A 14,234-nucleotide genomic window follows, 5' to 3' on the forward strand; every position below is an offset into this window, starting at 1 on the left:
CCACGGCAGCGCGCCCACTCAAGCCACTTCATTTCCGCTACCCCACGATCGTCTGCGCGACTTTGACACCGACCAGCACCACGGCCAGCACGAGGTAGCCACGGAGAGCCACCATTCCCGCGGTACGCAGCGGCGACCACGTTGGGCGTTCCAGCGTGTCCAGCGCTGGGGTGCGCCAGGTTTCACGCTCCTGCCGCAGGACTTCCCGCCGCAGTACCCGATCACGCGGCGCGGACTCGAGGTCCCAGATCTCCGCGGGATCCAGTCCCCCGAGATCGCTGGCCGTGACACGAGCGCCAGCACGCTCGGCCTGCTTCTGCATCGCGTAAATCACCAGTCCACCAACGACTCCGGCAACGACTCCGGCCCCAAAGAACATCGTGAGCTGTTGGGTCGTCAGGTCCGGGAAGAATGTCACCGCGGTCAGCGACAACGACAGCAGTACCAATGACCAAACGATCACTCCCGCAACGATGTTCTGGCGCACGTTGTTGACCCACGGCCCCAGGACCGCCTTGTCGTTGCACAGCAGCACCAAGAACACCGTCGCCGAGGGCAGCAACACGCCGGCAAGTGCCTGCACCCCCTGAGTGAGGACACCCAGCACCGGATCCGGGCTGAACGACACCGCCGCGGCTACCGCGAGCAACGCACCATAGCCCAGGTAGAAGGCGGGTGCCTCGCTGAGCTTCCAGTGCAGCGAGTGGCGCTTGCCGAAGGTATCGCCCAGCGCATAGGTGGTGGCCAAACCCACCGCGTTGGCGCCGATGAGCGAGGCATCCAGCAGCAAGAGGGCGAAGAGCGCACCCACCGTAGGGCTCACATGCTCGTGCAGCAGCCGCGCGACGGCACCCGCGTCAGTGAAATTCCCGACAGCGTCGGTACCCGCCAGGCCGAATGCGGCAGCTCCCATGATGCACATGGCGCCGACCATCACCACGACGATTCCGATCGCCAGATCGATTCGCTCGTAACGGATCCAGCGCGGTGTCAAACGCTTGTCCACGATGTTGGACTGCTGGAAGAACAGCTGCCACGGTGCCACCGTGGTACCCACGATCGCAACGATCAACATCAGCAGTTCGGCGTTCAACCCGCCTGGAAATGACGGAACGAATCCGGAGGCCGTTTCGGCCAGCGTGGGCCGAACCAAGACCACCATCGGAATCATCACCACATTGAGTGCGATGAGCGCGAACAGGAATCGCTCCCAGCGCCGGAACGATCCTCCGGCGATCACCGCGAACAACAACACGGCAGCCAGCGGCACCGAGATCCACCGGGGAAGTCCGAAGTAGCTCAACGCCATCGCCACCCCGATGAATTCGGTCACGATCGTCAGCGCGTTCACCACAAACAGGTCGCCGACGCTGAACGCACCCCAGAACCGTCCGAACCTGGTGAAGATAAGCCGCGCATGCCCCACCCCCGCGACCGCACCGAGCCGGACCACCATCTCCTGATTCACGTAGAGAACGGGAATCAGCAGGGCCAACGTCCATATCAATGCCATGCCGTAGTTCTGTCCGGCCTGGGCGTACGTGGCGACGCCGCCCGCGTCGTTGTCGCCGACCATCACGATGAGGCCGGGGCCCAAGACTGCCAACAACATCCGGAATCGCTGCCGCTTACTGCGGCCCTCGGTGCTCTCATGCTGCCCGATGGTGCCCAGGGCGCCGACGATGTCGCCGACATGCGCGCTATCCATGACGGCGCTGGTGGGCGCTTGGGTGCCGTCGTCGTATCGGCGGGAAACGCCGTTGAAAAATGCCATAGCAGATGCCGCCCTTCTCAGGGTTCGGTCCACTGCGGACGATTTCCGCGCACGGCAAATCAAGCCTGGCGCAGTGTTTTTCGCGACAGGTCAGGCGTGAGCGGTACCGCAGCGGAAGGCTGGGAACACGTGTATGTGCTGGTCTAGGCCAGGTTGCCGACCCGGACTGGGATACGGACTATCGCCGGACTGCATGTCGTCCCTCACCTCCTCGCTGCCAGAGCGGCTGTGCCGCAATATCTTCATGTCAACGCACGTCAAAGGCGCCCAGACAGGAGAGAGCGCCCGCCAATGAGCGGGCCGACCACCTCTCTCGTCAGAGCTTCGGCACTGCACGACGTAATCCCCAACGGGAAGCCACCTCGGATCACCCCTTAGGCCGGGGAGATCTGTCCTAACCCTGGGCGTCTCTCGACGTCGTCGGATCAGTGGCCTGTGTTCGTGCAGGAGCCTCGCCTAGCGAGGTGCTGACGCGCGTTACTGTATGCCCGAGTGCTGCTGTGCGTCAACGCAAACCCTAATACCCCACAATTTCTTGACGGTATGCGTCGCAATCAACCGAGGTCCCCGTACTCGTCGAACCAGTACGCGAGCTTGCCGCGCCGACTCACCGCACGCAGTCGTGACTCGGTCAACGCTCGCGCCTTGCTGGTGGTGACGATCATCAATTCATCGTCCGATTCGATCCTGGTGTCCGGCAGCGGAACGAAGGTGTTGCCCTGCCTGATGATCAGGGTGACGACAGCCGGATCGGGTAATCGCAATTCGAGGATGGTGACATTGCGCAACCGGGAATCCGACTGCACCTTCATGGTAAGCAGCTCGGCGTCCAGCACATCCAAAGGTGCTGCCTCGACTTGGATTTCACGGGTGGCTTCGCGAGTGATCAGGCCGAGCAGACGCGCGACGGGCCGCAAGCTTGGCCCCTGCACCAGGGTGAAAACCACCACCAGAACGAACACGATATTCAGCAGACGGTAACTGTTCGGCACGCCCTCCACGATCGGGAAGGTGGCAAGAACGACGGGCACCGCACCGCGCAAACCTGCCCAGGACAGAAAGGCCTGCTCGCGCCAGGGGATTCCGAAACCGACAAGTGATCCCACCACAGACAGCGGCCGGGCCACCAGCAGCAGCACGAGCCCGACGACGATTGCCGGAACCAGGTCGCCCCACAACTCACTGGGATTGACCAGCAAGCCCAGCAGCACGAAAAGACCTATCTGCGCCAGCCAACCGAGCCCCTCTGCGAACGATCGGGTAGCAGACCGGTGCGGTAGACCGGAATTGGCCAGCACCACGGCGGCCAGATAGGCGGCGATGAATCCGCTGGCGTGCACGCTGCCAGAGGCCGCGAACGCGACCAGACCGATACCGAATGTCGCGATCGGGTACAAACCCGACGCGGGCAGCGCAACGCGGCGCAGTGCGATCGCCCCAACAAACCCACACACCAAACCGATCGCAGAACCGGCCAGGAGTTCATACACGATCTGAACAACGGCACTCTTCGGCTCGAATACGAAGGGCACGATGCTGAACATCAAGACCAGAATCACGGCGGGAGCGTCGTTGAATCCGGACTCCGCCTCCAGCAGACCCGCGAGCCGGCGCGGCAGCGGCAGCACCCTCAGAACGGAGAACACGGCCGCGGCATCGGTGGAGGACACGATGGCGCCCAACAGCAATGCCAACTGCCAGTCCATACGCAACAACACGTGCGCACCGACGGCGGTTACCACCGTGCTGATCACCACCCCGACGGTGGCCAGCGCACCGGCGGGTGCGAGCACCTTACGAATGTCGGAAAACCGCGTGGTCAAACCACCCTCGACGAGAATGACCGCCAGTGCCGCGGTGCACACATTCCGGGCCAGTTCCACGTTGTCGAAGTCAAGCCCGAGCCCGTCTTCGCCGAGCACCACACCCACCAAAAGAAAGAACAAAAGGCTGGGGAACCCGATACGCGTAGCCACCCGAGTGCCGACAATGCTGGCGAGCAGCACAAGCCCACCGATAAGCAAGGCCAGGTACAGCTCGTGCAGGCTCACGTCATTCCCGTCGGTCGACTCTGATTAATAGGGCACGATAGCGGGATGGTGGAACGGAAGATGCGAGTCGCTGTTGCCGGCGCCGGCAAGGTCGGCCGTTCCGTTGCCCGCGAGCTGCTCGACTACGGCCACAAGATCCTGCTGATCGAACGCGAGCGCAGCAACTTCGATCCGCACGCGGTGCCCGGGGCCGACTGGCTCAACGCCGATGCCTGCGAGCTGGAGACTCTCGAAGAAGCAGGGATCGAGACCTGTGACGTGGTTGTCGCCGCCACCGGTGACGACAAGGCAAATCTGGTCATGGGCCTGCTGGCCAAGACCGAGTTCGGTGTGCCCAGGGTCGTGGCCCGCATCAACGACATCCGCAATCAGTCGCTGTTCGGCCCGAACTGGGGCATCGATGTGGCGGTCTCCACGCCCGGCGCCATGGTGGCGAGTATCGAGGGCGCGATCGACATCGGCCATCTGGTCCGCCTCATGGGGTTGCGTGAGGGCAGCGCGGAACTGACAAAACTCACCCTGCCGGAAGACAATCCGTTGGTGGGACAGCGCGTAGCCAACCTGGACTTGCCGCCAAACACTGCACTGGTCACCGTGATTCGGAATGGAACCGTTGTTGTACCCAAACCAGAGGACATCTTGGAGGCCGGGGACGAGATGCTCTTTATCGCCAACAGTGCGGTAGAGGCCGCGGTTCGCGCAGCAATCCATGGAGCTGCGGTGTCACCCGACAGATAGATGTCTACACGCTGAGCAGGGCCAGTTCCTCGCGCGCCCGCCGCTCCACCAGCAGTGGAACGTAGTCACGCAGCGGGCTGTCATCGAAGCGGGAGTGCTCGGCCCTAACCACCGCCTCGACGATGTCGCGAGTCAGATTCGGATGCCGCCCATGAAGCTGTTCCACAAGCTCGCCGATCCCTGCCTGCCTACCGAGTACCGCCACAGGGACAAAATTTGCACTACGTTTACAGTTTCGTCAACTGCCGAAATTGACGTCGACGACGGCCAGCCAAGGGCTCCGCAACCGAGTTTGTAGACTCGGATGACAGACCCTACGGAGGTGGATGTCACGGTGCAGGTCGTCTGTAATTCGTTGATCACCTGCGTATCTCGCAGTGTTTGGACCGACCTCCTGGTAGCTCGATGAGCACCGCGACCGTAGTCGGCAGCGGACCCAATGGGCTAGCCGCAGCAATTACCCTCGCCCGCGCGGGGATCTCTGTCACTGTGTTGGAAGCCACTGATGAACCCGGGGGCGGGTGCCGCTCCTCGGAGATGCTCCACCCTGGGCTCATCCATGACCACTGTGCGGCCGTGCACCCGATGGCCATCGGGTCCCCGTTCTTAACCAGCCTGGATCTGGCTCGCCATGGTGTGCATTGGCTGCTGCCCGAGATCGACTGTGTTCACCCCCTCGATGACGGCTCGGCGGGCGTGCTGCTCCGGTCAGTCGAGGACACCGCCGCACAGATGGGGCGGGACGGCAACCGTTGGCGTGCGTTGTTCGGCTCTCCCTCGCGGCATTTCGGCACCCTCGTGGAAGACATCACCGCGCCATTGCTGCGGATGCCCAGCCACCCGGTCCAGATGGCGCGATTCGGAATACCCGCCGCCCTGCCCGCCTCAGCCATTGCACAACTGCTCCGCACTGAACCGGCTCGCGCACTGTACGGCGGCGTCGCCGCGCATGCCTTCCGGCCATTGCACTACCCCATGACTGCTGCGGTGGGTCTCGGAATCATGACGGCCGGCCACCACTACGGCTGGCCCGTCGTCTCCGGCGGCACCGGTTCTCTCGTCGACGCCATGATCACAACGCTCAGAGACCTGGGCGCACAGGTGCACACGGGCGTTCGCATCGATGACGCCGCGCAACTACCCGCCGCCGATCTCACGCTCTTCGACCTTGAACCACGCTCTGTAGCAAAGATTCTCGGTGATCGGCTGCCCCGGCGAGCCGCCCGAGCGTTCACGCGTTTCCGGCACGGGCCCGGCGCCTTCAAGGTCGATTTCGCGATCGAGGGCGGCGTGCCGTGGACCGCACTCGCCGCCCGACGGGCAGGCACTGTGCACCTCGGCGGGAACTACGCCGAGGTAGCCTCAACCGAGCGGCAGATCCACGCAGGCGCCATGCCCGAGCGTCCCTTCGTCCTTGTCGGCCAACAGTATCTGGCCGACCCGCAGCGCTCCTCCGGCAATATCCACCCGTTGTGGACCTACGCGCACGTGCCATTCGGTTACACCGGAGACGCCACCGAGGCGATCATCGGGCAGATCGAACGATTCGCGCCCGGGTTTCGCGAACGGGTCGTCGGTCTGGCGGTGCGCTCCACCACGGAGATGTCGGTGTACAACGCCAACTACGTGGGCGGAGACATCATGACCGGCGCCAAGGACATTCGGCAGCTGGTATTCGGCCCCCGCGTCGGGCTCGCCCCATACAGCCTTGGCACACCGGGCATGTACCTCTGCTCGGCGGCCACACCGCCCGGCCCAGGCGCTCACGGCATGTGCGGTGTACATGCCGCGAAGACCGCGCTCAAACATCTCCCCCGATGAGGGGCGACGGCGTATGGTTGACACCGTAAACAAAATGTAGTGCGTGGGAACCCGCACGGAACGAGGTGAGGGCCATGATCGTCCTCGGGGCCATCCTGTTGGCTGCCGGTTTCTTTCTCGACATTGGATGGTTGTGGACCGGCGGGGTTGTGCTCATCGTCATCGGATTGATCCTGATGGTGGCGGGCCGCATGGGGCACGCCATCGGTGGCCGTCGCCACTACTACTAAGAGCCGCAAAGGAGTACATCATGCGGTACGCAGGATTGTTGCTCGCCGTCTGGCTGATCGTAGGGGCCATCGCCGTCGCTCAACGCGGATACTTCACCAACAGCCCGCAAACCTGTGCCAGCGCGGGAACCATCGCGCTGACTGTGCTCGCCGGTCCGCTCAACTACGCGGGACTCAATCCGACAGTCAGTCAGTGCAACATCCCGCAGCCAAGCCCGTGAACCACTCAGCCCGGCTCTGATCTGATCGCCGCACCCACCCGAACCAGCACGTCGAGCTGCGCCGGGTTGAACAGGTCCAACAGTGCCCGCGCCACCGTGCGTTCGGCGAATTGCTGCCCGCGCGGAGCGTCCGCGGTCGAGTTCAGCATCCCCGGGTGATCGGCGTAGAGCTTCCGGGCATGTGAGGACATCCGGGCCGCGAGATCGGCGCGCGTCTGCTCGTCGGCGTCCGACGCCAGATTTTCCAGCTCGCGGTCGAGATCGCGGTCTTGCTGGTCCAAGAACATCCCGATGAAAGCCTGCAGCCCTTGCGGACCGAGCACCCGGGACATGACGAATGCCAGCGAGCGGTCGGTATCGGTGAGCTCCATAGCGACTGCCGCGGAGCCGAATTCGGGCGGCATATCGGCCGGCACCTTGCTGGACAGTATTTGACCAAGCTCGTCGCGGATGCGTTGCAGCCGTTCGATGGTCGCGGCGAGTTCTGCGTCCAGTGCCCGTAATGCCTCTTGCGGATCCTCGTCGGCCTCATCCATCTCCGCGATCTGCTTCAAGGAGAGACCCAGCCCCGTAAGGCGTTTGATTTGCAGCACCCTGACCAAGTGTGCGACTCCGTAGCTCTTGTAGCCGTTCGACCGACGTTTCGGCTCATCGAGCAGGCCGATGTCGTGGTAATGGCGCACAGCACGCAGGCTGGTGCCGGCGAGCTCGGCAAGCTCCCGCGTACTCCAGCCCACCGTTACTCCTTCTGCATCTGCCGACATACCGCCCACTGGACACTATGCCGCTGCGGCATGGTCAACATTCGAAACCCTCGGCTACCAGCGACTCCCAGGCCAACGCTCACAATCTGGTTTGCCACATTCTAATATTAGGGTACCCGAAGAATTCATAACGGTGCCTACTAGCTGCTAATTTTCCCATTTCAAGTGCATCACGCAGGGGTATCGATCTGTTGCTGAGCGCACCTGGTGGTGCTAACTTGGTCCCGTGCAGACCACCGCCAACGTGACCACAGTGCCCGGTGCGCTGCGCCGTCGGCTCCTGCGGTCGGTGTTCATCACGGCGTTGTTCATGGCGCCCGCACTGATCACTCGGATCGGTGGGTTGCATCCGAATCCGGTAGTAGCTCTCGTGATCTACGGCGCTGCGGTGGTAGCCGCCAGCTTCGTGTTGGCCTGGGCCGCGGAGGCCGCGCAGATCGACGTCTCCGGCGGCCTGGCCATCGCGGTGCTGGCTCTGATCGCAGTACTGCCCGAATACGCCGTCGATCTCTACTACGCCTACATCTCCGGCCAGGTCCCCGAGTACAGCCAATACGCCGCGGCGAACATGACCGGCTCGAACAGGTTGTTGATGGGACTGGGCTGGCCCGTCGTCGTTCTCATCGCACTCGCGGTGGCGCGCAAGACATCCGGCCGCCCCACCAACCTGCTGTCGCTGGAGCCTTCTAACCGCATCGAGCTTGGATTCCTGCTCGTGGCCGGGGTCGTGGCGTTCGTGATACCGGCAAGCGGCCAGATTCACCTCGTGCTGGGCATCGCACTGCTGGCCTGGTTCGGGTTCTACCTGTTCACGATCAGCCGCGGCGAAGCCGAGGAACCGCAGTTGGTGGGCACCGCCGCGGCCATCGGCATGCTGCCCAAGCACATGCGCCGCAGCACCGTGGTGACGATGTTCATTCTTGCCGCGTCGATCATCCTGTTGTGCGCAGAACCCTTCGCCAACAGCCTGGTAAGCGCCGGAACGCAACTGGGCATCGACCAGTTCCTGCTGGTGCAGTGGTTGGCGCCGCTGGCATCCGAAGCGCCCGAGTTCATCATCGCCGCGATTTTCGCCGCGCGGGGCAAGGGAACCGCCGCCATCGCCACCTTGATCTCGTCCAAGGTCAATCAGTGGACGCTCCTGATCGGTTCGCTCCCGATAGCCCATCTGGCGGGCGGTGGCGGCTGCTCCCTGGTGCTCGATGCCCGGCAGGTCGAGGAAACCCTGCTGACCGCCACGCAAACCATGATGGGTGTGGCCCTGATCCTCGCGCTGCGATTCCACCGGGGCACCGCGTGGGCGCTACTGGCATTGTTCGTGATCCAGTTCCCCATCACCTCGACCCACGGCCGGCTGATCCTGTGCGGCGTGTACGCCGTCTTGGCGGTCGCCGGCTTGATCGTCAACCGCAGGCACGTCGTCGCGACACTTCGCGCGCCATTCAGCAGGTCCGCGACCCCACAGTTGACTGTGCCGTAGCGGCATAGTTTCTCCTGGTGTTACTCCGCCACACCGAGAGGAACACCCATCGTGCTGCCCAAGCTCATCACCGTCGAGGAATTCTTCGACCCGCCGGTTCGCGCATCCGCATCGATCTCACCGGACGGCACCAAGATCGCGTACCTGGCTCCGAGGAAGAACCGGCTCAACGTATGGGTCCAAACCCTCGATGACGACAACGACGCCGCGGCACGGTGTGTTACCTACGACGAAACACGCAGCGTCACAGGATTTCTCTGGGTCGATGACCCGCGCTGGCTGCTATACGTGCAGGACTCCGGTGGTGACGAGAACTGGCATCTATACCGGGTTGACCTGGACAGTCCCGATACCCCGGCTGTCGATCTCACTCCGTACCCCGGCGTGCGTCTACTGGGCCTGGAGCAGCCCCACGGCCGTCCCGGAAAACTATTCGTTCAGCTGAACCACCGCAGGATCGACCAAATCGACCTGTACGAGCTCGATGTCGCGTCCGGCGAACTGACCATGCTCGCCGAAAACCCCGGCAACGTCATGTCCTGGTTCTGCGGCCCTCATCATGAAGTGTTCACCCAATCGCTGACATCTGAAGGCGATATCGAGTTCTCCCGATACGAGTCCGGGGCGCTGGAGTCTCTCGTCGTATACAACGGTGCGGACTACCCGGTCGGCATGCACCCGACACAGATGACCCCGGACGGTACCGGGTTGTGGATGGGCTCAAGCCGCGATACCGATCGCACGCGTCTGGTCCGGCTCGACCTGGCCACCGGCGAGGAGTCGGTGGTCGACAGCCACCCTTCGTTCGACCTCTCCGCTGCCCTGGGTCTGGCACCGGCGCTGATCCGGCATCGCAAGACCGGGGAGTTACTGGCCGTTCGCTATCTCGGTGAGCGGCAGGATATCCGGGTTCTCGATCCGGACTTCGCTCCGGTGCTGGAAAAGCTTCAGGAGCTCTCCGACGGCGACCTCGCGGAAATCTCGTGCGACGAGAACGGCAACCGTTGGGTGGTCAGCTTCACCCACGACCGGGATCCCGGTGTCACCTACTTCTACGACCATAAGAAGGGCGAAAGCAGACAACTGTTCCGTCCGTACCCGCATCTGGATCCGGCGACGCTGGCGCCCATGACGCCCGTGACGATCGCCTCGCGCGACGGCTTGAGTCTGCACTCCTACCTGACGCTGCCCGTGGGTGTGGAACCCGCAGGACTACCCCTGGTGCTGGTGGTCCACGGCGGTCCGTGGCACCGTGACAGCTGGGGATTCGATCCGTCCGTGCAGCTCCTGGCCAACCGTGGATATGCAGTGCTGCAGGTCAACTTCCGCGGATCCACCGGCTATGGAAAGGCATTCACGAAGGCGGCCATCGGCGAGTTCGCGGGCAAGATGCACGACGATCTGATCGACGCCGTTGACTGGGCGGTCAAGCAAGGCTACGCCGATCCGAGCCGGGTCGCGATCTTCGGTGGCTCGTACGGTGGTTACTCCGCACTGGTCGGAGTTACCTTCACTCCTGATGTCTTCGCGGCCGCCATCGATTACGTGGGCATCTCCAACCTGGCCAACTTCATGCGCACCCTTCCCGCGTTCGTCCGTCCGAACCTGACCAACAACTGGTATCGCTACGTCGGCGATCCCGCGGTGCCGGAGCAGGAAGCCGATATGCTCGCCCGCTCGCCCATCAGCCGGGTGGATCAGATCCGCACCCCGTTGCTGGTTGTGCAGGGCGCCAACGATGTTCGTGTGGTCCAAGCGGAGTCCGACAACATCGTGGCCGCACTGAGGACCCGTGGCGTCGAGGTCGAATACATGGTGAAAGAGGACGAGGGGCACGGGTTCTTGAACCCTGAAAACCAGATCGACCTGTTTCTTGCGACGGAGCGATTCCTGGCTCAGTACCTGGGCGGACGGCAGGTGTCGTGACCGAGGTTGTTGAGTTCTCAGACAAACCCCACAACAAGCCCACACTTCTCGAACAGGTCGGCGGACTATCCGGACTCATCTACGCCGGCCTACCGAGTGTGACTTTTGCACTAGGCAACAGTGCTTTTGGCTTGGCCGGTGCCATCTGGATATCCATGGCTACGGCGGGCGCCATCGCCGCGTGGCGGTGGTTACGCAACCAACCACTGCAGCCGGCAATCTCCGGGTTGCTGGGGGTGGCCATCTCGGTGGCCATCGCCTACCAAACCGGTTCGGCCAAGGGCTTCTTCCTGATGGGTATCTGGACCAACCTGATCGGCGCAGTCGTGTTCCTGGCCTCGGTCTTGGTGGGTTGGCCGCTAGCCGGAGTGATCTGGCACGGCTTCACCGGCACCGGGCACCGCTGGCGCAAAGACAAACCCTCGCGGTTCGCTTTCACACTGGCGACACTGACCATGGCGGCCGTTTTCGCCTCCAGATTTGTTGTGCAGGAATGGCTGTACGCCGCTGATTCGGTTGGCTGGCTGGCCATCGCACGCATCGCGATGGGCTATCCGCTCGCCGGAATAGCGCTTCTGGTGGTCATCTGGGCAGTGCGGCGTTCGAAGAGCCGTGCATCTCAGTTTGATTCAGCCAGCGCGGCAACCGATCACGACCAATGAGTTCACACTTGCTGGTCGCGGCCAGAGCCTGCGCCTGGCGGGTGAAATCCTGATTGCTGACCACCATGGTGCGGGTGCAGTCGTAATGCCGCGCCCCCGCAACGACCTCTTGAACGGCTCTGACACCCACTGTCTTCGAGTATCGCTTGCATTGGACGGCGACGACGTCACGCCGATTAGTGGCTATCAGATCTACGCCGTAGTCACTGGATGCCGACGTTGTCTCGATATGCCATCCGGCTCCGTGCATACGGGCCGCCACGAAGGTCTCGAAATCGACGCCAGACATCTCATCGATCTCGGAAAGTCCTGACATTGTCATATACCTGCGCAGCCGGGCTTCGTAACGACGCTGCGCCATGACATCGCCGAGCCCACGCAGGCCCCATCCCGCTCCACGCAGAATCAGATACACCGCATACGGCGAAGCCAGATAACCGACCTGTGCCAGCGCAGCAAGCGCGGGGTCTGCCGTGTTCCGGTACACCAGGACACCGGGCCAGACAGCCAGCGCGATGATCGGCCCGGCAAGCACCACGATGACCAGCACGACCAGTGCGCGCGAAAGACGGTGCCACCTACGAGCAGCCCTCCGTCTGAAACGCCGCAGCCTCATTGGATGGACTTTAAGCCAGCCCTCCGACACCCCGGGGGAACTGGCGCCCGGGTACGCGGCGTCACGTCACCGCTGGCAATTGGGGCACCAATATGTCACGCGCGGCAGGGCCTGATCGCGCGTGATCCGGGTTCCGCAACGGCGGCACGGCCTTCCATGCCGACCGTAGACCCACAGTTCACGTCCGGGTCGCGGATCACCGGTCGTAGTCCTGCGATAGCTGTCCTTGTTCGCATGCAACAACGCATGGGCACGCTCGATGAATCGCTCGGGGTCGGTGAGGTCCCGCACCGGCGAGGTGGGCAGCATCCCAGCCAGAAAACACAGTTCGTTGGAATACACGTTGCCAATACCCGCCATGACTCTCTGATCGAGAAGCGTCGAACTCAGCTCATCATCTACTCGCGCCATCAATCGCTCCAAGGCGACGGACGGATCCCAATCTGCCCCAAGAAGATCCGGGCCCAGATGACCCACGATGTCGTTTTCCCGTCCCCGCTTGACCACATCCAGAACACCCAGGCTGACTCCGAGGGCCACCGAATCGTCCGTCCTCAGTACCGCTCTGATTCGATGGTCCCACGTGGGTACGGACTCCCGAGCGGACACGATTCGCCAGCTGCCATCCATTTTCAGATGCGAGTGAATGCTGGCCCAGCCGGCGCGAATGAACAGGTGCTTTCCGCGCGCAACCACGCCGTCCACGCGTTCTCCACTCAAATCGACGGTCGCGAAACGTGGGACACGGATATCGCAGCCCGTGAGCACCCGGCCGGTCAGCGCATCGCCAAGGCGCCGCGCCGTTCGGAAAACCGTATCGCCTTCTGGCATTCCGAGGCCTCCTTGCGCTAGCCGTCACAGGCTACCCAACTCCGCACCGGCGTGATGGCGAAGCCGCTATACGCAAAGATCAGGCAGCAGAGACGGTCTCGTCTCCGACGGTTGCCGCATCGGAACTCTGGGCCCGTCCCCACCGTCCCGCTAGGGCCGCGCAGGTGATCAGTTGAATCTGGTGGAAGATCATCAGTGGCAGCACGATCAAGCCCACCGGGTGACCTGCGAACAACACGGTCGCCATGGGTAATCCAGTCGCCAAGCTCTTCTTGGAGCCGCAGAAGATCACGACAATGCGGTCTGCCCGATCGAACCGTAGTAGCCGTGCGGCCCCCGCCGTGACACCCAGCACCACCGCCAGCAGCACGATGCTGACCGCGAACACGGCCAACAAGCGGGAGATCTGCAGACCCTGCCACACATGCTCGACCATCCCGGCGCTGAAGGCCGCATAGACCACCAAGTAGACAGATCCACGATCGACGACCTTGGTGAGCGTGGTGTGGGACAGGATTCGATACAGCTTGGGGCGCAGCAACTGGCCCGCGACGAAAGGCAACAGCAGTTGCACCACGATCTGCAGGATCGCGGTGGGCGAGACCGTCGCCTCCCCGGTGGTCTGCATCAGCAACATCACCAAGACCGGAGTCATGAAGACGCCCAACATATTCGACAACGAGGCGCTCACCACCGCGGCCGCGACGTTGCCGCGGGCGATGGATGTGAAGGCGATCGAGGATTGCACCGTCGAGGGCAACAGACACAGGTACAGCACACCGGTGTAGAGGTCGTTGGTCAGCACCGAGGGCACCAACAGCCGCATCGCCAGGCCCAGCAGGGGGAACAGGACATAGGTCGCGGCCAACACCGTGGTGTGCAGTTTCCAGTGCTTGAGGCCCTCGATCGCCTCGCGCGGTTCCAATCGGGTTCCGTAGAGGAAGAACAGCACCGCGATGGCGATCTTGGTTGCCCAGTCCAGGACATCGGCCGCGTCGCCGCGCGCGGGGAGCAGCAGCCCAATCCCCATGGCAGCGAACAGTCCGAGTAGGAATCCGTCAATGCGGAGTTTGGCCAGCCACGTCACTAGGCCACAGTACGAGCGCAGGAACTAATTACG

The 14,234-nt window shown here is 63.1% G+C and carries 14 protein-coding genes and 1 riboswitch; of the genes, 7 read left to right on the plus strand and 7 right to left on the minus strand.

All coding sequences use genetic code 11. From position 1 onward, the window contains the following. Positions 1-37: 37 nt before the first annotated feature. The gene (locus tag AOT87_RS26195) at positions 38-1,774 is read right to left on the minus strand and encodes an NRAMP family divalent metal transporter (RefSeq protein ID WP_057967587.1); all 1,737 of its coding nucleotides are present in this window, start codon (positions 1,772-1,774) and stop codon (positions 38-40) included. 301 nt (positions 1,775-2,075) lie between these two features. After that, positions 2,076-2,245, minus strand: a riboswitch (M-box (ykoK) riboswitch). An 83-nt stretch (positions 2,246-2,328) separates the two neighbouring features. After that, positions 2,329-3,825: a potassium/proton antiporter gene (locus AOT87_RS26200; RefSeq protein WP_030097547.1), complete on the minus strand. Its 1,497-nt coding sequence runs from the start codon at positions 3,823-3,825 to the stop codon at positions 2,329-2,331. A gap of 60 nt (positions 3,826-3,885) precedes the next feature. Between AOT87_RS26200 and AOT87_RS26205 the strand changes: the two genes are divergently transcribed. Beyond that, on the plus strand, positions 3,886-4,563 hold the full coding sequence (locus AOT87_RS26205; RefSeq protein WP_057967638.1) for a TrkA family potassium uptake protein: 678 nt from the start codon (positions 3,886-3,888) through the stop codon (positions 4,561-4,563). A gap of 4 nt (positions 4,564-4,567) precedes the next feature. Here the strand turns inward: AOT87_RS26205 and AOT87_RS26210 are convergent, their stop codons facing one another. Further along, complete coding sequence (locus AOT87_RS26210) at positions 4,568-4,768, minus strand: hypothetical protein (RefSeq protein ID WP_057967588.1); 201 nt, start codon at positions 4,766-4,768, stop codon at positions 4,568-4,570. A gap of 200 nt (positions 4,769-4,968) precedes the next feature. Between AOT87_RS26210 and AOT87_RS26215 the strand changes: the two genes are divergently transcribed. From AOT87_RS26215 to AOT87_RS26220, 3 genes are all read left to right on the plus strand, one after another. Next, positions 4,969-6,384, plus strand: a complete 1,416-nt coding sequence (locus AOT87_RS26215) for an NAD(P)/FAD-dependent oxidoreductase (RefSeq protein WP_057967589.1) — start codon at positions 4,969-4,971, stop codon at positions 6,382-6,384. A gap of 74 nt (positions 6,385-6,458) precedes the next feature. After that, positions 6,459-6,614 (plus strand): DUF6131 family protein, encoded by a 156-nt coding sequence (locus tag AOT87_RS28550; RefSeq protein WP_044105428.1) that lies wholly within the window; start codon positions 6,459-6,461, stop codon positions 6,612-6,614. A 20-nt stretch (positions 6,615-6,634) separates the two neighbouring features. Further along, the gene (locus AOT87_RS26220) at positions 6,635-6,835 is read left to right on the plus strand and encodes a hypothetical protein (protein ID WP_030097550.1); all 201 of its coding nucleotides are present in this window, start codon (positions 6,635-6,637) and stop codon (positions 6,833-6,835) included. A 5-nt stretch (positions 6,836-6,840) separates the two neighbouring features. Here AOT87_RS26220 and AOT87_RS26225 read toward each other — a convergent pair whose 3' ends face one another. Beyond that, on the minus strand, positions 6,841-7,599 hold the full coding sequence (locus tag AOT87_RS26225) for a MerR family transcriptional regulator (protein WP_057964626.1): 759 nt from the start codon (positions 7,597-7,599) through the stop codon (positions 6,841-6,843). A gap of 310 nt (positions 7,600-7,909) precedes the next feature. On the opposite strand from AOT87_RS26225, the gene AOT87_RS26230 reads away from it, so the two are divergent. From AOT87_RS26230 to AOT87_RS26240, 3 genes are read left to right on the plus strand one after another with little or no spacing between them, the layout of a single operon-like run. Next, entirely contained in the window at positions 7,910-9,079 is a 1,170-nt protein-coding gene (locus AOT87_RS26230) for a sodium:proton exchanger (protein ID WP_232785743.1), read from the plus strand. Between the two features lie 48 nt (positions 9,080-9,127). Further along, entirely contained in the window at positions 9,128-11,005 is a 1,878-nt protein-coding gene (locus AOT87_RS26235; protein WP_057967591.1) for a S9 family peptidase, read from the plus strand. Next, a complete protein-coding gene (locus AOT87_RS26240; protein ID WP_057967592.1) occupies positions 11,002-11,667 on the plus strand; it encodes a DUF3159 domain-containing protein in 666 nt (221 codons plus the stop codon). The genes AOT87_RS26235 and AOT87_RS26240 overlap by 4 nt, the downstream gene beginning before the upstream one ends. Here AOT87_RS26240 and AOT87_RS26245 read toward each other — a convergent pair. From AOT87_RS26245 to AOT87_RS26255, 3 genes are all read right to left on the minus strand, one after another. Then, entirely contained in the window at positions 11,588-12,283 is a 696-nt protein-coding gene (locus AOT87_RS26245) for a restriction endonuclease (RefSeq protein WP_057967593.1), read from the minus strand. The genes AOT87_RS26240 and AOT87_RS26245 overlap by 80 nt on opposite strands. A gap of 66 nt (positions 12,284-12,349) precedes the next feature. Beyond that, positions 12,350-13,114, minus strand: a complete 765-nt coding sequence (gene nei2, locus AOT87_RS26250) for an endonuclease VIII Nei2 (RefSeq protein WP_057967594.1) — start codon at positions 13,112-13,114, stop codon at positions 12,350-12,352. A gap of 79 nt (positions 13,115-13,193) precedes the next feature. Continuing rightward, positions 13,194-14,201, minus strand: coding sequence for a bile acid:sodium symporter family protein (locus AOT87_RS26255; RefSeq protein WP_057967595.1), 1,008 nt, complete (start codon positions 14,199-14,201; stop codon positions 13,194-13,196). Positions 14,202-14,234 lie beyond the last annotated feature (33 nt).

Source organism: Mycobacteroides sp. H003 (assembly GCF_001440135.1).
In the GTDB taxonomy this organism is placed as follows: domain Bacteria; phylum Actinomycetota; class Actinomycetes; order Mycobacteriales; family Mycobacteriaceae; genus Mycobacterium; species Mycobacterium gwanakae.